General features: G+C 58.8%; 20 protein-coding genes. 8 read left to right on the forward strand and 12 right to left on the reverse strand.

The features are described 5' to 3' along the window. Positions 1 to 106: 106 nt before the first annotated feature. The 12 genes from H1Y61_RS19455 to H1Y61_RS19510 form a co-directional block, all read right to left on the reverse strand. Entirely contained in the window at positions 107 to 997 is an 891-nt protein-coding gene (locus H1Y61_RS19455; RefSeq protein ID WP_180575126.1) for an ABC transporter permease, read from the reverse strand. A 32-nt stretch (positions 998 to 1,029) separates the two neighbouring features. Next, positions 1,030 to 1,980, reverse strand: a complete 951-nt coding sequence (locus H1Y61_RS19460) for an ABC transporter permease (RefSeq protein ID WP_087729880.1) — start codon at positions 1,978 to 1,980, stop codon at positions 1,030 to 1,032. Positions 1,981 to 2,155: 175 nt separating this feature from the next. Then, positions 2,156 to 3,835, reverse strand: coding sequence for a peptide ABC transporter substrate-binding protein (locus H1Y61_RS19465; protein ID WP_180575127.1), 1,680 nt, complete (start codon positions 3,833 to 3,835; stop codon positions 2,156 to 2,158). Between the two features lie 203 nt (positions 3,836 to 4,038). Continuing rightward, the gene (locus H1Y61_RS19470; RefSeq protein WP_180575128.1) at positions 4,039 to 5,370 is read right to left on the reverse strand and encodes an NAD(P)/FAD-dependent oxidoreductase; all 1,332 of its coding nucleotides are present in this window, start codon (positions 5,368 to 5,370) and stop codon (positions 4,039 to 4,041) included. Positions 5,371 to 5,447: 77 nt separating this feature from the next. After that, positions 5,448 to 5,921: a MarR family winged helix-turn-helix transcriptional regulator gene (locus tag H1Y61_RS19475; protein WP_235680947.1), complete on the reverse strand. Its 474-nt coding sequence runs from the start codon at positions 5,919 to 5,921 to the stop codon at positions 5,448 to 5,450. Positions 5,922 to 6,281: 360 nt separating this feature from the next. After that, positions 6,282 to 7,931 carry an ABC transporter ATP-binding protein gene (locus tag H1Y61_RS19480; protein ID WP_180575129.1) on the reverse strand — a complete coding sequence of 550 codons (1,650 nt, stop codon included), beginning with the start codon at positions 7,929 to 7,931 and terminating at the stop codon, positions 6,282 to 6,284. Positions 7,932 to 8,018: 87 nt separating this feature from the next. Then, complete coding sequence (locus H1Y61_RS19485) at positions 8,019 to 8,903, reverse strand: ATP-binding cassette domain-containing protein (protein ID WP_180575130.1); 885 nt, start codon at positions 8,901 to 8,903, stop codon at positions 8,019 to 8,021. Beyond that, a complete protein-coding gene (locus tag H1Y61_RS19490; protein ID WP_180575131.1) occupies positions 8,900 to 9,733 on the reverse strand; it encodes an ABC transporter ATP-binding protein in 834 nt (277 codons plus the stop codon). Before H1Y61_RS19490 ends, H1Y61_RS19485 begins: the two co-directional genes overlap by 4 nt. Beyond that, a complete protein-coding gene (locus H1Y61_RS19495) occupies positions 9,730 to 10,578 on the reverse strand; it encodes an ABC transporter permease (RefSeq protein WP_071206860.1) in 849 nt (282 codons plus the stop codon). The genes H1Y61_RS19490 and H1Y61_RS19495 overlap by 4 nt, the downstream gene beginning before the upstream one ends. Next, a complete protein-coding gene (locus H1Y61_RS19500) occupies positions 10,575 to 11,498 on the reverse strand; it encodes an ABC transporter permease (protein ID WP_174112366.1) in 924 nt (307 codons plus the stop codon). The genes H1Y61_RS19495 and H1Y61_RS19500 overlap by 4 nt, the downstream gene beginning before the upstream one ends. A gap of 55 nt (positions 11,499 to 11,553) precedes the next feature. Then, on the reverse strand, positions 11,554 to 13,107 hold the full coding sequence (locus tag H1Y61_RS19505; protein WP_180575132.1) for an ABC transporter substrate-binding protein: 1,554 nt from the start codon (positions 13,105 to 13,107) through the stop codon (positions 11,554 to 11,556). Positions 13,108 to 13,147: 40 nt separating this feature from the next. Next, positions 13,148 to 14,569, reverse strand: coding sequence for an amidase (locus tag H1Y61_RS19510; RefSeq protein ID WP_180575133.1), 1,422 nt, complete (start codon positions 14,567 to 14,569; stop codon positions 13,148 to 13,150). Positions 14,570 to 14,747: 178 nt separating this feature from the next. Here H1Y61_RS19510 and H1Y61_RS19515 point away from each other — a divergent pair, with 178 nt between their 5' ends. The 8 genes from H1Y61_RS19515 to H1Y61_RS19550 all read left to right on the forward strand — a co-directional run bounded on the left by H1Y61_RS19515 (position 14,748) and on the right by H1Y61_RS19550 (position 24,757). Then, a complete protein-coding gene (locus tag H1Y61_RS19515) occupies positions 14,748 to 17,333 on the forward strand; it encodes a LuxR C-terminal-related transcriptional regulator (protein WP_180575134.1) in 2,586 nt (861 codons plus the stop codon). A 159-nt stretch (positions 17,334 to 17,492) separates the two neighbouring features. Then, positions 17,493 to 18,485, forward strand: coding sequence for a LysR substrate-binding domain-containing protein (locus tag H1Y61_RS19520; protein WP_180575135.1), 993 nt, complete (start codon positions 17,493 to 17,495; stop codon positions 18,483 to 18,485). Positions 18,486 to 18,606: 121 nt separating this feature from the next. Beyond that, positions 18,607 to 19,689 carry an extracellular solute-binding protein gene (locus tag H1Y61_RS19525; protein ID WP_012653678.1) on the forward strand — a complete coding sequence of 361 codons (1,083 nt, stop codon included), beginning with the start codon at positions 18,607 to 18,609 and terminating at the stop codon, positions 19,687 to 19,689. A 3-nt stretch (positions 19,690 to 19,692) separates the two neighbouring features. Then, positions 19,693 to 20,799: an ABC transporter ATP-binding protein gene (locus tag H1Y61_RS19530; RefSeq protein ID WP_180575136.1), complete on the forward strand. Its 1,107-nt coding sequence runs from the start codon at positions 19,693 to 19,695 to the stop codon at positions 20,797 to 20,799. Next, on the forward strand, positions 20,796 to 21,674 hold the full coding sequence (locus tag H1Y61_RS19535) for an ABC transporter permease (RefSeq protein WP_180575137.1): 879 nt from the start codon (positions 20,796 to 20,798) through the stop codon (positions 21,672 to 21,674). Before H1Y61_RS19530 ends, H1Y61_RS19535 begins: the two co-directional genes overlap by 4 nt. Then, complete coding sequence (locus tag H1Y61_RS19540) at positions 21,671 to 22,468, forward strand: ABC transporter permease (protein ID WP_180575138.1); 798 nt, start codon at positions 21,671 to 21,673, stop codon at positions 22,466 to 22,468. The genes H1Y61_RS19535 and H1Y61_RS19540 overlap by 4 nt, the downstream gene beginning before the upstream one ends. Beyond that, the gene (locus H1Y61_RS19545) at positions 22,461 to 23,942 is read left to right on the forward strand and encodes a SidA/IucD/PvdA family monooxygenase (RefSeq protein WP_180575139.1); all 1,482 of its coding nucleotides are present in this window, start codon (positions 22,461 to 22,463) and stop codon (positions 23,940 to 23,942) included. The genes H1Y61_RS19540 and H1Y61_RS19545 overlap by 8 nt, the downstream gene beginning before the upstream one ends. After that, entirely contained in the window at positions 23,939 to 24,757 is an 819-nt protein-coding gene (locus H1Y61_RS19550; RefSeq protein WP_180575140.1) for a creatininase family protein, read from the forward strand. The genes H1Y61_RS19545 and H1Y61_RS19550 overlap by 4 nt, the downstream gene beginning before the upstream one ends. The last annotated feature ends 7 nt before the right edge of the window (positions 24,758 to 24,764 follow it).

Consider the following 24,764-nt stretch of genomic DNA (forward strand, 5'->3'; position numbering starts at 1 on the left):
TTCAAAAAAGAATCTAGAGTCTTTCAGTTTCGGATTGAACCTGACAGACTCTCGCTTTTCTTGTTTTCGTTTGTCTTTGCGGGAGCATCAAAAAAAGAAAGCTGGCTTATGGATTGTCGCTGCGCGCGTCGAGCGCATCACGCAAACCATCGCCAATGAAGTTGAAGCTGGTGACGGCAAGCGTGATGGCGACACCCGGTACGATGGCGAGCCAAGGCGCACTTCCCAGATATTGCTGCGCACTGTTGAGCATATTGCCCCAACTCGGCAAGGGCGGCTGGATACCATAGCCGAGGAAGCTGACATAAGCTTCGAGCAGGATGGCGCGGGCCACCGTCAGCGTGGCGGCAACGATGATTGGACCGACCGCATTGGGCAGGAGTTCGTGGATCATGATATGGGTGTTGCGCAGCCCCAGCATACGGGCGGCCAGCACGAAATCGCGCTCGCGCAGCGAACGCACCTCCGCCTCCACAATCCGGGCAACTTCCATCCAGCATGTGACCGCGATGATGACCGTGATCATCAATGGGCTTGGCCTGATAAAGGCGGCAAGTGCCAGCAGCAAAAAGATCGACGGAAAGGACAGAAAGGCATCGACGAAGCGCATCAGCACCGTGCCAATCAATCCACCGCGATACCCCGCGACAACACCGACGACGGCACCGATAGCGGTGGACAACAGCATGGCGAAGAAACCAATCAACAGCGAAATACGCCCTGCATTGAACAACCTTGCGGCGATGTCACGCCCCAGCGGATCGGTGCCGAAGATGTGGGCGCCGGTCAGCGGCGGCGCAAAGCGGGCGCGCAGATCGATAAACAGCTCGTCATAGGGCAAAAGAGAGGGACCGGCCACACAGGCAAAGATCAACAGCGTGATCATCACCAGGCCGACAAGGGCGAGTTTGTGACGGAAGAACCGGCGTGCGACGCGGCTCCGCCACCAGCGCGAAGGCCGCGCGGGCGGGACCGGAGACGGAATAGCAATGGACATGGGCTTCTCCTTCGGTTCGCGACAGGGTTTCGTCAACCGAGCCGAATGCGGGGATCGACGAATGCGACCAGAAGATCGGCGACAAGGCTGCCGATCAGTGCGAAGACGGCTGTAAACATCAGCAGGCCCATCACGACCGGATAGTCATGATAACCGAGGCTGTCGAGAAACAGCCGTCCCATACCCGGCCAGGTAAACACCGTCTCGGTCACAAGCGCGCCGCCGAGCACGATGGGAAGCTGCATGCCGGCGAGCGTGATCATCGGCAGTAGCGCGTTGCCAACAACATGCTTCATCAGCACCCGTCTGGGCGATACGCCTTTTGCCTTGGCGGTGCGCACAAAATCCTGGTTGATCACCTCAAGCGTAGCAGACCGCATATAGCGGCTCCACACGGCGATATCGACCAGCGCCAGCACAAGGCTCGGCATGACCAGATGGATGGCATAATCGGACAAGGAGCCATTGCCGATCGTATACATGTTGCCAGCGGGTAACCATTTCAGCTTCAAGGCGAACACATAGATCGCCACAAGTCCGAACCAGAATGTCGGGATGGAAAGTGCCACCATCGCCCCGACAGTCGCCGCATAGTCGAAAAGGGAATAGCGACGGGTGGCGCCCTTGATACCGATCCAGACACCGAGAATGACGGCAATGACGGTCGATGTTCCCATCAAGAGCAGGGTGGCGAAGAAATGACTTGATATGATCGACAGCACCGGCTGCTGGTCACGGTAGGACTTCCCCCAGTCGCCTTGCAGCAGCCGCCAGACCCAGTCGAGATACTGGATTGGTAGCGGCCGGTCGAGACCCATCTGATGGGCGATCCGGTCCATTGCCTCGCGCGTCATGCCCGGCGTCAGCGCATATTGCGACAGCGGGCCGCCGGGCGCGAGATTGAGGATGGCAAATCCGATGATCGAAACGAGCAGCAGCAGAACGAGGCTCTGCATCAGCCGGTTAAAAAGATAGGAGAGCATAGGCAGGCTCCGCTTCATGGGTGAACGGGCTCAGGCATGCCGGACGCCTCGGCGTCCGGCGCACTACAGCGCCATGCGCCATATATGCGCAAAAAGGTTTGCTGTAGCTCCTTATATTTGTTGCATAATTTTCTCTTTAAACCGATTCCGATTTAAAGAATGATGCACTATGTCGTCAGGCCCAGCGCCAGGTGGCGACGTTCCAGGTGTCGATACGCACATTCACGTTGGGCGTCACGTTCTCGACGCCCTGCTTGTGGCCGCGCACGGTCGCATACTGGAACATTGGCAGGAGCGGCAGTTCCTTGCGCATGATCTCCTGGATCTTCAGGTAGACGGCCTTGCGCTCCTCCGGTACGAACAGCTCGCCGCCCTTGGTGAGCAGCTCGTCTACTTGCTGGTTGGAAAACTGCCAGGTGTTCTGGCCGGAACCGCCCTTGGCCGGGATGGCCGTGGAACGGAAGAAATTGGAGGTGTCAGGATCGGACCCCGTCAGGAAATCCAGGCCAACGATGACGGCGTCGAACTTTGACAGCGTCCAGTAATCGCCCCACATCACAGCGGGAGGCAGGTTGGAAATGGTCATTTCCACGCCGATATCCTTGAAGGACTGTTGCAGGAATTGCTGGACCTGTTCGCGGATATGGTTGCCCGCCGTCGTTGAGCAGGTGAAGGACAGTTTCACCCCACCCTTGGCGCGAATTCCGTCGTCCCCAGTCACCCAGCCAGCATCATCCAGCAGCTTCTTGGCCTTGGCGATGTCATATTCATGCTTCGGCAGGTCTGGATTGAAGTAGAAGGACTGCTGCGGCACATAGCTTTCGGTGGGGGTTGGCAGGCCGTAATAGAGCGCTTCGATAATCGACTGCTTGTCGATGGCGGCATACAGCGCCTCGCGCACCACCGCTTCCTTGAACTGTGGGCGCTCCATGTTGAAGGTGAAGGATTCAACCGTCGAACCCGGCACCACATTGACCACCTTGCCGTCCAGCCCCTTGGCTTCCTCGTAGTGATCGGGCGTGATCCACTGCAACCCGACCACATCAATATCGCCCGTCTTGAACTGGGTGTACATGACATTCAGATCGGGAACGTATTTGTAAATCAGCTTTTCGACATAGGGGCCGTCACCAAAATAATCCGGGTTGGCAGCCAGCAGGATATGATCTCCGGCGACCCGTTCAACCCATTTGAACGGACCAGTGCCAACAGGCGCGGTGTTGAACGGCGCATTGTTCGGATCGGCGCTGGCCGACAGAAGATGTTTCGGCGTGATGAAGGTCGAGGCGAGGATGGAGGGATAGGGCGCGAAGGGCTTGTCCATCCGCCAGGTGATTTCCGTGGGCGATACGACAGTCAGGTCGCGGACGAATTCATGGCCGGTTTTACGCCAACTGCGGAAATTTGCATCGACCAGCAGTTCGAGCGTTGCCTTGACGTCTTCAGCGGTGAACGGCTTGCCGTCATGCCATGTTACGCCATCGCGCAGCTTGATCTTCCACTTCAGGCCATCGGCTGAGATGCCGCCGTTTTCGACGCTCGGTACGTCCACGGCCAGTCCCGGAACGAATTTGCCGGCGGCATCAACGCTGAACAGCGTATCGAATATGCTGAAATGAATGCCTTCATCCACTTCGATATGAGGCATATGCGGATTGAAAACCGTCGGCTCCTGGGAAAAGCCGACAGTCAGCTGCCCCTTTATCGATTTGGTCGCGGCACTGGCCGCGCGAATGCCTATAAGCTCCGAGATTGGCAGCCCCGAGAGAAGCACGCCGGACGCTCCAAGCGCCATGAGGCCAAGCGTCTGACGACGCGTGGGATGCGGTATCGAATTGCGTTCCTTATCGGACATTGCATGTTCCCTTTTTTCTGGTGGTTATCGACCTTCATCCTGCTCGCTCTCTGCCGGAGCGATTTAATATGGCAAACCATTGAAAATGGTGCGCCGTATTGCATTTTCGAATATCTCAAGCCTCTGATGCATTTGAGATATTCGAAGTATGAAGGCGAGGATGCGTGAGCATCTTCGAAGCCTTCGCATAAGCCATGCCGCATTCAAAAGCCGCTGATCAGTTCGATTTTCGAGCCATCGCTAAAGCGGCTGAACCGGAAATCCTTGCGGTCAACAATCGGATTGCGTCCCGTGACGATATCGGCCATCAGCCGACCGGCAGCCGGTCCGATGCCAAAACCATGGCCGGAAAAGCCAGTGGCGACGTGAAAACCGGGAATGGCGTCGATGGCATCGATAACCGGAATGGCATCGGGCGTCACATCGATCATGCCGGCCCAGCGCTGCGAAATCTCCGCCTTTTCGAAGACGGGGAAGGCCTTCTTGAGCTGGGCCAGCGCACCGTCGGTCATCGCCTTTGATGGCACAGGGTCCAGCACGCGGTTGTATTCGAACGGGGACGCCTCATCCAGCGACCAGCGGCGCGGAATGCGCCATTCATCGAAGAACCGGCCCGTCAGCCGCAGATCGAGAGAACGCCATTCATGGCGCAGCGCGGGCAGGAAATTGCGCGCATACCGGAAAGAGGCTGGCACGATATCGACGATATTCTGAAAGCCGTTGGCAATCGTGTAGCCGCCATCCGACCGCTTGCGAATGGCAAAGCCGTTTGACCAGATCGCCTCCTCCGGGCCACCCTCCAGCGGTTTGGTGCGCAGCACGGAATTCATCACCTTCAACTGCGGAAGGTCGAGGCCGTTATTGCCGCAGAACAGGTTTGACCATGCACCGCCAGCCAGAACGACGGACTGGCAGGCAATCTCACCGCGCTCCGTCACCACACCAGACACCTTGCCGCCGGAAAGCTGAAGACCGCGCACCGCGCATTCGGTGAGGATAAAAGCGCCCCGGTCGCGGGCCGCCTCGGCAATGGCGGGTGCGGCCTTCTGCGGTTCGGCGCGGCAATCACCCGCTGTGTATAGCGCGCCTGCAATATTCATGTCGGAGCCTGGATATTTCTCCCGGAACTCCTTGGCGCTCAGCATCCGGCTTTCGATCTGGTAGCCGTCCAGATTGCTGTTCCAGCGCTCGTGTTCGGCAAATTCCTTCTCGGTGGCGCAGGTAAACACGATGCCCGAACGCTTGAAGCCGGTTTCCCGGCCCGTGCGGCGGTTGAGATCGGCCCAGATGCGCAGCGACTCGGCCATCAGCGGCACTTCGCGCGGATCGCGTCTCGAAATCCGAACCCAACCCCAGTTGCGGCTGGACTGTTCGTGGCCGATGCCGCCTTTTTCGCAGAGCGCCACTCTCAATCCCTGATCGGCGAGTTCAAGTGCGGTGGATGTGCCGATAATGCCGCCACCGATAACGACGACATCCACGTGGCTCGGCAGTTCCGCATCCCCGTGGACGGGAACGACATAGGGACCTGGCATGTCAAAAAGCTCCTCAAGCTGGCAGTTGTTGTTTGTCTTTTCAGAAAAATCGGCTTCCACTTTTCCTAAGGCAAACTCTAAACACCAATAATGCGCCGATAGGTACGCCCGAGTACCGAGATCAGCATCTGATGTTCTTCGTCGGTAATATCGGGAAAGAAATCCCGAGATTGTTTCACGACGAGGGGACGAACACGCTTTGCCAGCGCAGCACCCTTGGGCGTGATGAACAGGCCTTGGGCACGGTTGTCGTCGTCATCCACCTCGCGGCGCAGGAGTTCCTGCTCTTCCATCTGATCAACCAGCCGCACCATGGCAGAACGATCCTTCAGGATCAGTTGCGCGATGGCGGAGGACCGGATGCCTGGATGGCTATCGACCAACAACAGCGTGGTGATCTTGCCGGTCCCCTTGGCGACCTCGAGCTTACCAAGTTTCTGATCGAGATCGCGGGACACCGCCATGTTGATCGTACGGATGTAATAGCTGAGGACATTTTCCAGAACATCCAGTTCCACTGCCGCCATCTGGTCGCCCTGTCCCATTGTCATCAACAAAAACACCCCGACGCAGAGCTATCCAAGCGAAAGACACAATTAACCGATTTCCAGTTAACTACCGAAAACATAATTTTGTCAGCGCGTTGAATGCCGGATATGGACGAAAGAGTGTGGGGCCATTCTATCGTCTATTCTTTGCTTGAGAGGATTGAACGCCCATTAATGGACATTTGCAACTATTTTTTTGACATTGAAGATGCAAATTTACGCATCCGACAATACCGCCCAAAATATAGCCGCCCAGCCAGAAGACATACCCTTTCCTGCACGATTGGCAAGCAGACGCGCCTCGTTCAAAGACAGGCGTCCAAGGTCATTTCGAGCTGAATCCAGGTCAGGCCAATGTGGGAATTACACCATCACGGCAGGCTCCCATTCGGTTCCGGGAATAGCGGAAACCAGTTGGCGGGTATAATCATGGGTAGGGTTGCGGAAGATCTGCGAGGGTGGTCCGTATTCAACAATACGGCCCTTATACATCACCGCGATCTCATCGCAGATCTGGCTGGCGACGCGCAGATCATGGGTGATAAAGGCCATGGCCAGTTTCATTTCCTGTTGCACTTCCGTCAGAAGCTGAAGGATCTGCGCCTGGATCGAAACATCGAGCGCCGAAACGGCTTCATCCGCGACGATCAGCATGGGGTTGAACATCAATGCGCGGGCTATACCGATACGCTGGCGCTGACCGCCTGAAAACTCATGTGGATACCGATCATAGGCGCCTGCATCCAGGCCGACCCGCTCCAGAAGCCGCATCGCGCGTGTTCGCGCCTCGTGAATGGGCGTCGCCTGAGCCACTGGTCCGACGGTCAAAATCCGTCCGATGGTCTGGCGCGGATTGAGGGAGGCGAAAGGATCTTGAAAGATCATCTGGATATAGGGCCGCATCGGACGGAAAGCCTCTTCCGACAGGGGTGCAATATCACGGCCACCGAAGAGGATTTCGCCGGAATCGCTGTTCATCAGTTTGACGAGAAGACGGCCGAGCGATGATTTCCCCGACCCGGATTCCCCGACAATACCAAGTGTGCGGCCTTTGGCGATCGTGAAGGAGACATCATCGACCGCCTTGATCACCCGGCCCTTCGACAGGAAACCTGACCCTGTGCCATAGGTCTTGCAGAGATTGCGGGCCTCCAGAACAACAGGGGTATCCGCCTCATTCTCACGGTCGCTTGCGCGCATCCGGGGCACGGCCGCGATCAGCCGTTGCGTATAGGGATGATCAGGGCTTTTCAGCACCACGGAAGCCGGCCCTTGTTCGACGACATGCCCCTTTTCCATGACAATCACACGGTCGGCAATCTCGGCCACCACGCCGAAATCATGGGTGATGAACATCACACTCATCTGCTTGCGGCGCTGGATAGACGCGATCAGCTCAAGAATCTGCGCCTGCGTCGTCACGTCGAGGGCGGTGGTCGGCTCATCCGCGATCAACACCTTCGGTTCAAGCGCCAGCGCCATGGCAATCATCACGCGCTGTCGTTGACCACCGGACAATCGAAAGGGATATTGATGCTGCATCAGTTCCGGGTCCGGCAAGCCCACCTCGGTGATCAGGTCGAGAACACGCGCCCGGCGCTCCTGCTGCGTGCCAATACCGTGGGCTTCCATGACCTCGGCGATCTGATCGCCGACGGTCATCAAAGGGTTGAGCGCCGACAAAGGGTCCTGGAAAATCATCGAAACGATCCGGCCACGCAACGCGCGCAAGGCGGCAGCATCCGCCCCCACCAGTTCCTGGCCCTCCAGCACGATGCTGCCGGACACAATGTGCAAAGATGACGCCAGAAGTCCCATTGTGGCATTGGCCGTCACGGATTTGCCCGAGCCGGACTCGCCGATAATGCAGAGAATTTCTCCAGCCTTCAGATCGAAGGACATATCTTCCACCGCATATCGACGGTCCATGCCCGGCGGCAAGCCGACAGTCAATCCTTGCACGGACAGCAGCTTATCTGCCTCGCTTGCATCGTCTTGAACAGATTTCGGCATGAGTTACCCCTTATTGTTGCGCGTCACGTTCTTTTGAAAAGAGAGATGCAAGAAAGGTGCCGTAATACCGCAGGGGTCTCCAATCCCTTACATAGGGCTATGCGCCAAGACCCAATGGCCGGGCGAAACCGCCTCATAGGGATCACCATCACCATGGGTGGGCAGCGCGACTGACACACGTCGCTCGCCGCTACGGCGGCGGCCAAGGCGCGGAACGGCTTCAAGCAGGCTCTTCGTGTAAGGATGCTGGGCATTTTCAACAATCGCTTCGACCGGGCCATATTCCACGATACGACCATGATGCATCACGGCGACCCGGTCGCAGAGATACGCGACGACGGCCATGTCATGCGAGATGAACAGGTAGGAGAGAAAATTCTCTTTCTGCAAATCAGCCAGCAGGTCGAGAATCTGGGCCTGAATACTGACATCGAGGGCAGACACGGGTTCATCGGCAATCACCACCTGCGGCCCTGGCGCAAGCGCACGGGCAATGGCGATACGTTGGCGCTGGCCACCGGAAAACTCATGCGGATAGCGATCCGCATAATCCCGCTTGAGCCCGACTTTTTCCAGAAGATCCGCAACGCTCTCACCGATTTCTTTCCAATTGCCGACGCCAGTGGCGTAGATCCCCTCCCCGATCTGGCGACCGATCTTCAGTCTGGGATTGAGGGAGGAATACGGATCCTGAAAGATCATCTGACAATGGCGAAACGCCTCACGGCGCAAGAGCGCGGAAAGACCGGCAATATCGGTCCCGCCGATGCGGATCGTGCCTTTATCAGCGGTTTCAAGCCCGACGGCGATACGGCCCAGCGTCGATTTACCGGAACCGCTTTCGCCGATCACCCCGAGCGTTTCGCCGCGCCCAAGACTGAGAGAGACACCGTTGAGCGCCCTCACCTCTCGCCCGTTCGCGGAAAATACCTTGCGGATATTCTCAAGGGCCAGGATTGGTTCTGTCGTCATCTGGCATTGGCCTTTGTCTTGTCGCGGCGCTGCCGCATCGCCCGTTCGACGGTCAGATGCGAGGACAGGAACGCTTTGGTATAGTCATGCTGCGGCGCGGAGAGAATTTGCTCGACCGGGCCTGTTTCAACGATGCGCCCGCCGCGCATGACCGCCACACGATCCGCCGTTTCGGCAACGACACCAATGTCATGGGTGATCAGCAGAATGCCTGAGCCATGGCGCAGTTTGAGATCAACAAGCAGATCCAGCACCTGCGCCTGGACTGTCACGTCAAGCGCCGTGGTCGGCTCATCGGCAATCAGCACGCCGGGTTTCAGGGTCAGGGCGGCAGCAATCATCACGCGCTGGCGCATCCCGCCGGACAGTTGATGCGGATACTGGCCGAGAATACGCCGGGGTTCGGGAATGCGGACATCCTCAAGCGCGGCAATGGCGTGCTCCAGCGCCAGACGACGCGCAATGCCTTTATGGCGGATCAAGCCTTCACTCATCTGGCGGCCAATGGTCAGGACCGGATTAAGCGACGTCATCGGCTCCTGGAAGATCATGCCGATTTTGGCACCACGCACATCTTCCATGTCCCGACGTTGAAGCCCGGCAATATTCTGCCCATCGATCTCGATCGTGCCTGACATTGTCCCCGCCTCTGGCAGAAGACGCATGATCGACAGTGACGTCATGCTCTTGCCGCTGCCGGATTCCCCGACAAGGGCGAGGATCTCTCCCCGGGCAAGGTCGAACCCGACACCATCGACAGCGGCGAACGGCCCTTGTCTGGAGGGGAAGGCAACCTTGAGATCGCGGACTCGCAGATATGGTTGCGTCATGGCCTTGCCTTTCGGCGGGGGTCGATGAGGTCCCTGAGACTGTCACCGATCAGATTGAAGGAAAGCACGGTGAGGCAGATCGCCAATCCCGGAAAGATCAATATCCACGGGGCTTTGGTGATATAATTGCGCCCCGAGGCAAGAATAGCACCCCATTCCGGCGATGGCGGCTGAACTCCAAGCCCCAGAAACGAAAGCCCGGCGGCGGACAGGATGGCGGACGAAAATCCAAGTGTTGCCATGACGATCAGGCTTTGCACAATATTCGGCATGACATGGACGCGAACCAGCCGGGCGGACCGGGTGCCTGCAAGTCTGGCGGCCTCGATATAGGGTTTTGCCCGCTCGGCAGCCGCAAGGCCGTAGGCCACCCGCGCGTAAAAGGGAACGAGGCTGATCGCAATCGCCAGCGTTGCGTTCTCTATTCCCGGCCCGAGAAAAGCGACCAGCGCAAGGGCGATCAACGTATCGGGAAACGAGTAGAGCACATCGATAAGCCGCAGAAGCAAAGCCTCGACAACCCGGCCACCGAAAGCGGCGATCAGACCAATGAGACCGCCGATCACCAGACCGCTGACGACAGCGCTGAGGCCGATGCCAAGCGACAACCGTCCACCGAGCAGCACGCGGCTGAAAAGGTCGCGGCCAAATTCGTCGGTTCCGAAAAGATGCGCTGCCGATGGCGCCGACAACCGGGGCCCTGACGCCATCCTCATCGGATCAAACGGAGCAATATAGGATGACAGCAGAGAAAGCAGCACGATGACAAGTGCCAAGGCCAGCCCTATCGTCACACTGACAGGCAATCTGAGAGAGAACATGCTGCGTTTTGCTATGCTGGTCATCTTTGCCTCATGCGGGGATCAAGAAAGCCGTAGAGAATGTCGATCAGCATCGAAACGATAACCACCGAACTGGCGAAGACAACAATGAAGCCCTGGATCATCGGATAGTCACGCTCCAGCATGGCCTGGACGGCCAGGCGGCCGATGCCATTCCACGAAAAGACGTTCTCGATGATCACCTGACCGCCGAGAAGATAGGCAAAGACCAGCCCGACCACCGTGACAATACTGATCAGCGCCGGCTTCAGGGCATGAACCAAAAGCACCTGATACTCACGAAGCCCGCGCGCGCGGGCCGTGCGGATATAATCCTCGGCCAGGACCTCAACGAGGGCCGAGCGTGTCATGCGCGCCACCAGGGCGCAGTAGGTCAGACCCAGTGTCAGGGCGGGCAGGATGATGTTGCGCAAACCCGAACCTGCGACTGGCAACCAGCCGAGCTTCAGCGAGAAGACCTGAATCATGATCAACCCCAACCAGAATCCGGGGATGGAGACACCCAGAACCGCAATCACCATGACCGCCGTATCGGTCAGTTTTCCGCGGTGGATTGCCGCCAGAAAACCGAGCGGTATGCCAATGGCAAGGGCAACGCCGAGCCCTGAAACCGCCAGAGCAAAGGTGTTTGGCAGCCGCTGGAGAAGCAACCTTGCGACAGGTTCGTTGCCGCGGATTGTCATGCCAAGATCACCCTGGAAAACGTGCCAGGTATAGAGCCCCACCTGCTGCCATACGGGCAGGTCGAGCCCCAGCTTGGCCCGCATTTGCGCCATCGCTTGCGGACTTGCGGTTACGGATTGCGCCATCATCGCAGTGACCGGATCGCCAGGGACGATATGGATGAGAATGCCCGACAGGATAATGACAGACACAATCGTCGCCAGGGCAATGAGCAGCCGTTTGAAAATGAGAACAAGCATTGGAACCCGTCTGTATCGGAAGGCTGCCCCGGCCAGGCCGGAGCAGCGGCTCCCATTATGGCTTAACGCTCACGTCGTTGAAAAGCAGCGAGACCATGAAGCCCATCTTGAAGCCATCGACTTTCGATGTCGATGCCATCAACCAGCCCCAACCAGGCGACAGCAGCGGGATCGCATAGGCATTCTGCATCAGATATTTTTCAATATCATGGATCTTTGCGGCCCGTGCATCGCCTGAAAGCTTGCGCTGCTCGTCCAGCATGCCATCGAGGTCGGCATTGATGCCCATATTGACAAAGCCCGGACGTTTCCAAAGGAAATTGAGGTAGTCCGGATCGACACCCGACATGCCCATGGTCCAGACGGCAGGTTCGCCCTCGGTGCGTTCGTTGACGCCCTTCATATAGTCGAAATAAGCGGCCACTTCGCGGGTCTCGATCTCGGCCTGAACGCCGATGGCCGCAAGATCCTGCTGCATGATCTGGTGCATCTGGTCCCAGCCCGGCAGCTTGTGAACGAGAAGCTTCACCTTCAGCGGTTTTTCCGGCGTGTAGCCCGCCTTGGCCATCAAAGCCTTGGCGGCTTCGGGGTCAAATTTGACGCCCCAGCTGGCGCAAAGTGCCTCATCCGTCGAGAACAGGTTCGGTGCCACGGGGCAATTGGCGGTGTTGACGAGGCCTTCAAAGGCAATCGACGCATAGGCGTCGCGGTTCATTGCCATGCCGATTGCCTTGCGGATATCCGGGTTGTCGAGCGGCTTGATCTTCCAGGTGAAGGCGGCCAGCATTTGCTGGCCGGACAGCTCGGCTGCATAGACCTTGAAATTGCTGTCGGCCTTCAGGTCGGCGGCCTCTTCCAGAGACGGCTCGACCATATCGACTTCGCCTGAGCGCAAGGCGGCCATTCTGGCCACGGCTTCAGGAATGACCTTGAAGGTCAGCTTGTCGATATGCGGCTTGCCGGGATTTTCGATCAGTGGGTTGGCGTTCTGGTAATCGGCATTCGCCTCCAGCTGGATGCTGTCATTGCGGGTCCAGTTGACGAATTTGAACGGGCCGGTGCCAATCGGCTTGAATTCCTTGGCCGATGCCGAGGACGGGCAGATAAAACCCGCCTGGATGCTGGTCAGGAACGACGTGAAGGGACCATAGGGTTCGGACAGAGTGACTTTCAGCACCTTGCCCTCGACGCTGCTTTTGGTGATCGGACCCCAGGCCGAGAGGTTCGGATTGACGGTCGCGGGATCAAGCGCCCGATCCAGGCTGGCCTTGGCCGCCGCCGCATCAAACGTGCTGCCATCGTGGCATTTAATGCCATCGCGGATGGTGAAATCATAGGATTTGCCATCCGGCGCCATGCTCCAGGCACTGGCAAGGCCCGGATGAACGGAACCATCCTTGGCCATCGTCAGCAATGTATCGAAGATCAGGTTGGTGATCTGCAAGGACTGTGTCGTACTTGCCTTTTGCGGATCGAGGCCATCGGCATCGACAGAGCGCGCAACAGTCAGCTCGGCAGCGCTGGCTGAAAACCCGGTGAGAGCTGCGGCAAGTGCGACCACGGCAACGGTGCTGCGGGCAAGCGGAGATTTGTCTGGTTTGTGGTTCATGCATCGTTCCCTTTGTTTTGTATTTTTATGCGTTTCAGTTTCACGCGACCGAAATCTGTGGTCGCCGATTGCTCCATGGACGAGCGGCCTCCAACTGCGCGGCAAGTCTGAACAACAGACCTTCGCCAGTCGGTGCAGCCGCAAACTGAACACCAATCGGCAGGCCTTCGTCGTTCCAGACGAGCGGCACCGACATGGCCGGTGATCCATTGACGTTGAAAATATGCGTATAAGGCATCCACGACAGATAAAACGCATAGTGTCCGCGCATTGAGGTCGAAGCCGGAAAAGCCTCATGCGGAAGCGGTGGCTGGGCAAGCGTTGGCGACAGGAAGACATCAAAGGTTTCGAATGTCGAGGAGACGGCTGAGGCCACTTCATGCAGGCGCGTCGTGGCGATATTGACATCAACCGCGCCGATGCGGTTTCCAGCCTCGATCATGTCCCACAGCATCTGCGGAAAATCGTCCTGAGTCAGCTTGCGCCCGAGGACGCCTTCCTCAAGGCGCATATCGGTTGCGTATTCGGCAAGAATATAGGTCTCAAAAGCATCCCAGCCGTCATCAGGCAAGTCGATATCGAAAGGCTCGCAATGATGACCCAGGCTTTCAAGCAGCTTGACGGTCTCGGCGACCGCGGCCTTGCAATCGGCATGGGTTTGTGCGCCGTAGGGCGCCCTGGTCGAAACGGCAATTCTCAGCTTGCCGGGATCGCGTCCCACCTCGGCCGCGAATTGCCCGCCTGCGGGACTGTTGAAGAATTGCCCTCTATGCGGTCCGGCGGTCGCATCCAGAAGGGCGGCGCTGTCGCGGACGGAGCGGGTTAGCGCATGTTCCACCAGCATGCCCTGCCAGGTGCTTCCCGCAGGCGCAACCGGATTGCGGCCCCGGCTCGGCTTCATGCCGAAACATCCACAGACGGAGGATGGCACACGGATCGAACCGCCGCCGTCATTGCCATGTCCCATCGGCACGATGCCCGCGGCAACCGCCGCTGCGGTGCCACCGCTGGACGTCCCCGCAGTGCGACCCGGATTCCATGGATTATTGGTGACGCCATGCGCCCGCGAACGGGTCGTCCAGTCCATGGCAAGCTCCGGCACAGCCGTCTTGGCAAAGGTGACAAGCCCGGCCTTCTTGAAGCGACGCACCAATTCGCTGTCTTGCTGCGGCGTAACAGAGGCGCGAGGCGGCCATCCAGCACCCGTTGGCTGTCCAGCATAATGCGCGGTGAGGTCCTTCAGAACGAAAGGGACGCCTTTGAACGGGCCATCCTTCAGCTCTTCCTTTATGAAGCGGCGAGCCTCGTCTTCGAATGTTGCGACAATGGCATTCAATGCAGGATTGGTCGCCGCTACGCCGGCAAGCGCGGTCTCCAGCAGTTCGGTTGGCTGAACGTCTCCCTTTCTAACAAGCTCTGCCAATCCAGTCGCATCATAGGTTCGATATTCGCTTAACTGCAATTTTCCGGTCTCCAATGGCGAGTTGCCTAAAAATACGGCCAGCACTTATTTTTGGCATGATCCCGAAGGGTGAGATGTTAAAATTTTCCAATCTCACCCTAAAGAGTGATAGGCTCAGCGAACTCAATGATTTTCAGGGGGACCTGTGCAACGAACGCGCCTTTTAAACAGACGATCTGTGCCGCCCAGCGCTTCGACAGGCCTGATCGACCGTCCGCGCCTGACGCGACTGTCGCAGCTTCTCAGCAAACACCGGCTGGCGCTCGTCCATGCCCCGGCTGGCTCCGGCAAGACCACACTTCTGGCACAATGGCATCGGAGCCTGTCGGATGCCGGGTTTTCGACCGTCTGGTATTCGGCAAGCGAAGACGACAAAGATCCGTTAAATTTCGCCGAGGGCCTGCTCCAGGCACTTCAGCAATCGATCGCTGATAATCGCGATCATCTGCCCTCCCTTGATCGCGCCGACGCGCTGCAACGCTTGACGGCTCTGCTCACCGATCAATCCATCCGCCAGCCACTGGCTTTGTTTATCGACGATTACCACCTGGCCGAAGGCGGCGATGGTGGCGAGGCGATCAATACGATCCTCGCCAGCCGCTTGCCGAGCCTGACCGTCGTGCTCGCCAGTCGCAACCGGCCTGCCATACCCGTTGGCCGGTACCGGGCCAACGGCGAGATGATCGACATTGCCGTGGAAGACCTGCATTTCAGTGCGGAGGAGACCGAGGCGTTTTTTCGCACCGCCTCCAATGTCGCCTTAACGGCAGACGAAAGCCGCCAGATGCATGGTCATACCGAGGGTTGGGCGGTCGGCTTGCGGCTGGCAGCGCTCGTCACAGGGCGAGCGACGGGCAATTTCGTCGCCGCTGCGCCATCTGGAAGCCATCGCGCATTTGCCGACTATTTCCTGGAGGAAGTCATTGCCGGACTGCCTGCCGAGGTTTGCGACTTCCTCGCCAAGACCTCCCTCTTGGAAACGCTGAATGCCGACCTCTGCAACGCCGTGACCGGTCGGCTTGACGGGGACCGAATGCTGGCCTTCCTGGAGCAAAGCCAATTGTTTGTCGTTGAGCTTCCGGGAACGCAGCGTTGGTACAAATATCACCATCTGTTTCAGGAGTTTCTGCAAACCCGCCTTTATGGCGATGACCGGCCTGCTGTCGAAGGCATTCACGCCCGCGCCGCGCAATGGTTCATCGACAATGGGTCGCCCGTTGATGCCGTCCGTCACGCCTTTCTCGCGCGCCAGTCCAAATGGGCGGCGGAGCTGATCGAAACCTATTGCCTGTACGACTATCTCAGCCATGGCCGTTTCGACACCTATTCCCGCTGGATGCAGCAACTGCCCCGAGAGGCCCGCGAGGAAAGGCCGCTGCTGCTTTTTCTGCACGTGTGGCGATCCATCAACATGCGCCGCTTTCTGCAAGCCGAACAAACCCTTCAGACGATAGAGGTAGCGGCCAGCGACCCGAACAGTCCAGTGTCCGTCATCGCGGCCCGAACGGGTCTCGATATCAGCGGGCGGCTCCATCTCATGCGGGCGCTTATCGGTGCCTATGGCGGTGATTTCACAGGCGGAAGCTTTCACCTCTCTCAACTGGCCGGAAAAGAGCTTGACCGGCTGGCTTTCGGACAGGTCGATCTCGATTCCATTCACAGCTATTTCGCCTTCAATCTGGGCAAGCTCGATCTGGCGGAACGACTGACATGGCGGGCAAACGGCGTCTATGACGACATGGCCTGCCATTGGGGCGGGATTCATTCCCGCTGCATTGCCGCCATGTCCTACCTCGCCCGTGCGCTGTTTCAGGAAGCCCGGCATGTGATTATCGAAGCCCTGGCGATTGCCGAACAGAATTTCGGGGAACACTCCTACATGGTCGCCCTGCCCTCGGCGCTTTTAGGACTGATTGCCTATGACGACAATGACCTTGAAAAGGCCGAGCGCCTGTGGCGGCGGGCGATCCCGGCGGAAAAGGCAACGGATGTTTCCGGGCTGTGCGAACGGATCCTGATTGCCACAACCGGTCTCGTGCGGCTTCTCGATATAACTGGTCGGGTCGAAGAGGCAACGGCACTTCTGGTTCGTGCCAGCAGGAGAGCCTATGAGGCGGAAGATTTTCGCCTGGAATTTCAGCTCGGTATAGAGCGGGCCGACCGGGCGTTTCGTCTCAACAGCCCCGCAGAGGGCCGCCGCGAATGGGAACGGCTGTCCCTGCAATTGCCCGAGGCGCGCAACCGGTTTCCCTCTTCGGCCTGGCAGATATGGGACCCATTTCGCATTGTCGAGGCCAGAATCCTGTGCAATGCAGGGCAGATCGATGCGGCAGCGGAAAAGCTGCGGGTGCTTGCCGCAGGGGCGCGGCAGGAAGGCCGTATTCTGATGGCGCGACAGGCAGAGGCGCTCGCCACGGTTATCGCGCCCGCCCATGAGGCCGAGGGGACGCAGCCTGCGGATCTTCAGGATGACATCATGGCGACGCGGCGCATCTTGCGCGATTTCGTTTCACCCGTTGCCGCGTCTCCGAGCCCCAGCGGAGGGCAAAGGCAAGAGGCCCGTCTCAGTCTGCGTGGCTCCCTCACCGAGTTGACGCAGCGGGAAGACGACGTGCTGCAATTGATGCGGTGGGGGCTTTCCAACAGCGAAATCGCCACCAGGCTCGATATCAATTTGAATACCGTGAAATCGCACGCCAAGAACATTTTTGCCAAGCTCGGCGTGAAAAGCCGAACCCAAGCCGTTTTGAAGGCCCTCGAATAGTGGGTGAGATTGCCGCGAAGTGTCCTTTAGAAGCTTTGCTCGCGACGGCTGTGTCGCGCATAAACAATGGCTCAAAAGCCAAAACGCTCCAGTTTCCAGGTCAGCAACTGGCATAGAAAATGCTTTTCATCAAGTTACTCACCCCAAAGGAGTACGAGCATGTCAGAGCAGGCCTATGCAAATCTCGATATCCGTCTGATGCGCACTCTGCGCTTGCTGTTGACGGAATGCAGCGTATCGCGCACTGCCGATCTGCTGGGCCAGGCGCAGCCGACCGTCAGCCTTTCGCTGAAGCGGCTGCGCGATATTTTCCAGGATCCGCTGCTGGTGCGGTCCGGCAGCACGCTTGTGCCAACCGAGCGAGGGCTAGCGCTGCGCTCAGCCATGAATGATATTCTCGGTCGGATCGATACCCACCTGATCTCTCCGACTGCTTTTGATCCCGCCGTATCCGTTCGACATTTTCGCATTGTTGCCAGCAATTGTCTCGGCACCGTGTTCATGCCGCAATTGATCGGCGCGATCACCGATATGGCCCCCGGTATTTCCATCGATGCGTCACCAATGCCATCCCAGGAGGACCTGCTATCGGGACTGTCTGAGGGCCGGATCGATGCGGTGATCGGCAATTGGCCCCACCCGCCGGAGCACCTGCGCATCGCGCCAATGCTGAAGACCGATATCGTCTGCATGGTCAGATCCACGCACCGTTTTGCCCGCCGGGGCCGAGATCGCATCCGGCTTGATGAATATCTTGAGGAAAGCCATCTGTCACCGACGTCAGAACGTGACGCACAATTCAGCCCCATCGACGGACGCTTGCGTGATCTTGGCGTCAAGCGGCATATCCGCGCCACAGTGCCGGAATATTCCATCGCGCCCTACGTCCTTGCCCGCTCTGACCTCGTCTTCACCACGGGCAAGCACTTTGCTGAACAGGTGGCGCAAACCTTCCCCTTTGCGGTTCTGGACGCTCCGGTGGAATTGGGGCAGATGCATTTTTATACACTCTGGCACGACCGCAAACATCACGCGCCAGATCAGGCGTGGCTACGCCGGATGATCAAACACGCCTCAGCCGAAATGCAAGCACTCGACCGCGTTGGCCCCTTGCCTCTTCCACCGATGCACCACATGCAGCCCAGTTGGTAGCCAAGCTGACGCCCGCCCCATCACCAACAAAGGCAATAGACACTATAGCCTTTGCCTTATGGCCGTTTGGATCGAAAGTCCGCACACTGTCCTCATCGCAACAAGAACCGGATGGGGCTCCATGAAACGGACAGGTATCACACGGCGTGACGTGCTGGCGGGAATGGCGGCGGGTGCTGCCGCAGGGGTGGTTTCAAACGCGGGCATTGCACGCGCTGCGGTCTCCGACATGGTCTGGGCAACCTGGGACTCCAACGGCCATCCCGAATATGTCGCTGCCTTCGAAAAGGAAACCGGCGTCAAGGTCAAACTCTCCTATCTCTCCAGCGAAGATGCACAGTTTGCCGCGCTGAAAACCGGGGCCGCCGCCGATTGGGACATGATCAACCCCTCGCTGAACGGCAGCTGGCGCTATATCAAGGCCGGTCTGCTGAAGGAGCTGGACCTGTCGAAAATCCCCAATGCCAGCCTGATGTATGATGTGTTCAAATCCACGCCGAAGGTGATGGATGAGGCCGGCAAGACCTTTGCCATTCCCTATCTCTGGGGCCTGAACCCGATCGTCTACCGCAAGGACAAGTTCGACAAGGAGCCGGACTATACGACGCTCTTCGATGCGAAATATTCCGGCCAACTCGCCATGCGTGATTACGCCCTGGAATCCATCGCCATCGCCGGGTTGGTTGCCGGTGTGCCGCGTGACAAGGTGTTCGTCATGGAGGCCAAGGAACTGGCCGAGGCGAAAAAACTGCTGATTACCCAGAAGCCGCTGCTGCGCACCTACTGGCAGACCATCGGCGACCTCACCAATCTCTTTGCCACAGGTGAAGTCTCCTGCGCCTTCTCCTGGCGCGTACCCTATGACGAGCTACAGGCCAAGCTGCCAATGGGCATGGCCAAACCGAAGGCTGGCGTGATGGGCTGGTGCGATTGCTTCGGCATGCCTGCCAATCTTTCACCGGAAAAGACCGAGATCGGCTATAAATTCATCAATTATCTGCTCGGGCCGAGCTATTCCACCGATGTGGCCCGGATCGGCCATTATGCCACCACCTCCTCCGTAATCCGTGACAAGCTATCGCATGAGGAACAGGCAACGATCTTCGTTGACGATATGGACGTGATGAAATCCTTCATGTGGCCGGTGGCGCCGCCCAATTATTCCGACTGGCTGAAAATCTGGAACGAAGTCAAGGCGAGCTGAGGCATGACGCAGGCATGGGATACGACAGCAACGGACAAAAACGTCGGAACCGGTTTGCCGATGCTCTTGTCCGCAAGGGGCCTCGTCAAGTCCTATGGCCGCAACCGTGCGGTCGATGGCGTGGATCTGGACATTCCAGAGCGCGCCTTCACCACCTTTCTCGGCCCCTCTGGCTGCGGCAAGACGACGATCCTGCGGATGATCGGCGGTTTTGAAACTCCCGATGCCGGATCGCTGGTGCTCGACGGGCGCTCGCTCACCGGCGTGCCACCGGAGCGGCGACCGGTGAACACGGTGTTCCAGAATTATGCGCTGTTTCCGCATCTGACCGTGTTCGAGAATGTCGCCTTTTCGCTCACCCTGCGCCGTGGTGCGCAGGACCCGGCACCGCGTGTGAAGCGGGCGCTGGACGCCGTTCATATGGGCGAATTCACCAGCCGCTATCCGCATCAGCTATCCGGTGGCCAGCAGCAGCGGGTGGCCGTGGCCCGCGCCATCATCGCAGAGCCGCATCTGCTGCTGCTCGATGAGCCGCTTTCGGCACTGGATCGCAAGATGCGCGGGCATTTGCAGATCGAGCTGAAGGACCTGCAACGCCGCCTCGGCATTGCTTTCGTCTATGTCACCCATGACCAGGAAGAAGCCTTTGCGCTGTCAGATATCGTCGTGGTGATGAACAAGGGCAGGATCGCCCAGAAAGCCGACCCGGTCACGCTCTATGCCCGCCCGTCCGACACGTTCGTGGCAGATTTCATCGGGTCAGCCAGCCTGGTGGAGGGCGAGATCCTGGCGCTTGGCACAGAGACGGCAACCATCGGGACGCCGCTTGGAACCATCACCGCCCCCGCAATCCATGGTCTTGTGAAAGGTGAGCGCGCCGCCCTGGTGATCCGGCCTGAGCATTTACGGCTTGGCAACGCGGACGGTCAAGGCCTTGTTCTTTCCGCCGAGGTTCGGCATGTCGTCTTCAAGGGCGACCGCTACCTGATCGAAGCGGATATTTCCGGCGTGACGGTACGACTGATGGCAGACCGACCAGCGGAGCCGGGCTCGACAATCGCGATGACGCTCGATCCCGCTTCATGCTTCATCACGAGGCTTGCATCATGACGCTCGTTCTCAGCCGCGCCCATCTGGCGCTTCCCGTCTCACTGCTGCTGGTTCTGGGCTGTCTGTTGCCACTTCTATTGTTGGTGGCCTTCAGTCTGTTCACAGTGGATCTGGATGCTTTCGTCATGGTGCCGGGCCTTTCCCTGCACAGCTGGGGCCAGATGATGTCCAACCCGGTCTTTGCCCTGTTGATTGGCAAGGCGGTCCTGTCGGGGCTGGCAACGGCATTTCTGGCCGCAATTCTCGGCTATCCCGTCGCTCTTTCCATTGCCCGCCTGCCAACCGCCTGGAAAGGCATAGCCCAGATCGTGTTGTTGACGCCGCTTTATACCGGCGAAATCGTCCGCATCTATGCCTGGCGGGTGGTTCTCGGCTCCGAAGGGCTCGTGAATACGGTGCTGAAGGGGCTTGGCCTGGTCGATCAGCCCGTCAAATTCCTGCTGTTCTCGCCCTTCACCACCCATCTCGTCCTTCTCTATAATTGCCTACCCTTTATGGTGCTGCCAATCTGGATTTCGGCGGAATTGATTGATCGACGGTTGATCGAAGCGGCCCGCGACCTGGGTGCCCGCCCGTTCGATGCCTTCACAAGGGTGATCTTTCCGCTGACGGTGCCGGGCCTTGCTGTCGGCCTGCTGGCGGTCTTTGCGCTCGCCGCCGGTGACATGCTGACACCAAGCATGCTGGGCGGCACCTCCGGCGCAACCCCGATGGCGATGATCGACAACCTGTTCGGCACCGCCTTCGACTGGCCGCTTGCCTCTGCCTTGGCGTTGAGCCTGTTGATCGCGCTGTTTGCAACGGCAAGCGCTATGGCCTGGCTGCTGCTGCGGCTGAAAGGCGCGCGGGCTGTTCTTCAGGGAGGCTTGAAATGAACCGGCGGATCACCCTGACTCTTGGCCTCGCTGTCGGCTTCTTCTATCTGCCGATCATCGTTCTGGCACTGTTTTCCTTCAATGCATCCAGCCTGATGGCCTTTCCCTTAAGCGGCTTCACGCTGTCCTGGTACAAAGACCTGTTCAGCAATGCGACCTTTATCAACGGCTTCCTGACCAGTTTCCTGATCTCCCAGCCGGTCGGCATCCTGGCGGCCTTAATCGGACTTTGCGCGGCCCTGGCACTTGCCTCGCCCAGGCTGGCCTTTCGCCCGGTCTTTATCTTTCTGATCATCCTGCCGTTTCTGGTGCCGAAAACCGTATTGTCAATTGCCCAGGCCATGCTGATGAACTGGATAGGACTTGGGCGCGGAGCCGGCGCTCTTATCGCTGCGCAAACATTGATCGCCATCCCCTTTACCACCACCATCATTGCCGCCACCGTCATCCGCCTCGATAAACGGCTGGAAGATGCCGCCCGCGATCTGGGGGCCACCCCTTGGCAAAGCTTTCGCCGGATCGTGCTGCCGCAGTTGAAGGGTGCCATCGGTGCTGCCTATTCCATTGGCGTTATTCTATCGCTGGCCGATCTGACCATCTCGATGTTTCTCGCCGGTCGCACGCAGCCGCTCTCGTTGATTATCGCCTCGCAATTCCGGCGAGAGCTGAAGCCCGACCTCAATGCGATGCAGGTCGTGGTGCTTTTGCTGACAGCCGTGATCGTCATTGTCAGCGAGCTTTATCGCCGCAACCGGCACAAACACAGTATTTCAGGACCCTCAGACCATGCTTGACCCTCTCCCCGATGCCGTGGCCGCACTTGCTCGTTTAAAGGACGCAGCGAGGGCCGATCTTGCCGCCCTCGCCTATCCGGCGGCTCCCTGGCTTGCGCCACTGCCCATCTCGGCCCTATCCGTCTGCGATGTCGCCATCGTTGGCGGGGGACAGTCGGCGATCACCATAGCGGCGGCGCTGAAATGGGATGGGGTCCAGCAGATCCGCCTGTTCGACAGCGCCCCGGCTGGCTCGGAAGGACCATGGACCACCTTTGCCCGAATGGAAGAATTGCGCACCCCCAAAACGGCGGTGGGCAACGAATTCAACGTCGCCAATCTCTCGGTGCGTCGCTGGTTCGAAACCCGCTATGGCATTGAGGCCTGGCAGACGCTGGGCCGCATCCCCCGCACCGACTGGAAGGCCTATCTGGACTGGTATGCCGAGGTTTTCGACATTGCCATCACCAATGAGACCAGCGTTACGGACGTCTCGCCCGAAGGCGACCTGATGGCCGTCACCACTCTGCGGCAGGGACATGTCGAGCGCCATCTGGCGCGGGCCGTGGTTCTGGCCACCGGCTTTGACGGTGCCGGTGCCTGGCGGGTGCCACGCTTCATTTCCGACGCTTTGCCATCGCAGCGCTATGACCATACCAATGGACCGGTGGATTTTAAGCGTTTGAAGGGCAAGCGGATCGGCATTCTCGGTCACGGCGCTTCAGCTTTCGACAATGCCGTCACCGCACTGAACAGCGGTGCTGCCTCGGTCGATCTCTGCTTTCGCCGGACACGTCTGCCCCGCACCAATCCGCACCGTGCACTGGAAGCACCACCGCTTCTCAGTGGTTTCGGGGCGCTGTCCGACCAAACCCGCTGGCAAATCGCGCGGTTTTTCCGCAGCACAGACCAGCCGCCACCGGTGCGCGCCTTTGAGACAGCAATGGCGCTGCCGGGCTTTACCCTGCGCCCCGCCACACCGTGGCTGGAAGTGTGTGAAAAGGACGGCGCCGTCTCGGTGAAAACGCCCGATGGCATGCTGGTCTTCGATCACCTGTTGCTGGCAACCGGCATGGATGTCGATCTCTCAGCGCGCCCGGAACTGCAAACCCTGACACCAAAGGTTGCGCTTTGGGGTGAGCACTTCACGCCTCCCGCCGGAGAGGAAGACGCGCGCCTGTCGCAATTGCCCTATCTCGATCCCTATTATGCGTTCCTGCCGAAGGTGCCGGAAGACGGCTGGGTCAGCCGGGTCTTTGCCTTTAACAGCGCGAGTTTCATCAGCCACGGCCCGCATTCCACCTCGATCAGCGGCCATCGTTATGCATTGCCAAGGGTGGTGCGCGGCATCGAGCGCCGGCTGCTGCTGGATCAGGAAAACGCAATCTTGCCGGGGCTGGAGGCCTATTGCTCGCAGGACCTGCCGGTCAGTGATGATTTCGAAGCTGATATTGCTGCCCGAAATGCGGCACGGATGATGGAAAAAGCATCATGATCAGGTCTTTCTACTGGGTGGATCATTCAACCCAAGCCTTTACTGAGCGTGATCTCTCAAAAACCGTGGTGGTGCTTCCCATCGCCGCTGTCGAGCAACACGGCCCGCATCTGCCCGTCGATGTCGATTCGGCCATCAATGCCGAGATCATCCGGCGCACGGTGGAACGCTTGCAGCCGGACACCGATGTCCTGTTCCTGCCGCCCATGGCGGTGGGGAAATCCGACGAGCACATCGCCTTCCCCGGCACGCTGGCAATCTCCGGCGAGACCCTGCGGCAAGTCTGGCTGGATCTGGCCCGCAGCGTCAAGCGTGCGGGTGCCGCGAAATTGATCCTGTTCAATTCCCATGGCGGCCAGATGGCGCTGATGGACATCGTCTGCCGCGATATCCGTATCGAGCTTGGCATGTTGGCGGTTTCCTGTTCCTGGTTTCGCATCGCCCCGGTGGACGACCTGTTCTCACGCGACGAAATCGACCACGGCATCCATGGCGGCGACATCGAAACCAGCATAATACTGGCAATCGCGCCGGAGCGGGTGGCCATGGACAAAGCCGAGGATTTCATCCCCCTGACGGTGGCAATTGAGAAATCCGGCAGCATGCTGACAGCAGAAGGTGCCGTTGGTTTCGGCTGGCAGGCGCAGGATCTTCATCCAGCAGGCGTCTGCGGCAATGCCAGCAATGCAACCGCACAGAAGGGCCAGATCGTGCTTGATCGCGCCGCCGACGGACTTGTCAGCCTGATTGCCGCGACACAGGCCTTCGATCTCTCGCAACTTGTAGCGCAGACGCGCTTTTCGAACCTGTGCTGAGCGAGGA

Source organism: Agrobacterium vitis (assembly GCF_013426735.1).
GTDB lineage: Bacteria > Pseudomonadota > Alphaproteobacteria > Rhizobiales > Rhizobiaceae > Allorhizobium > Allorhizobium vitis_D.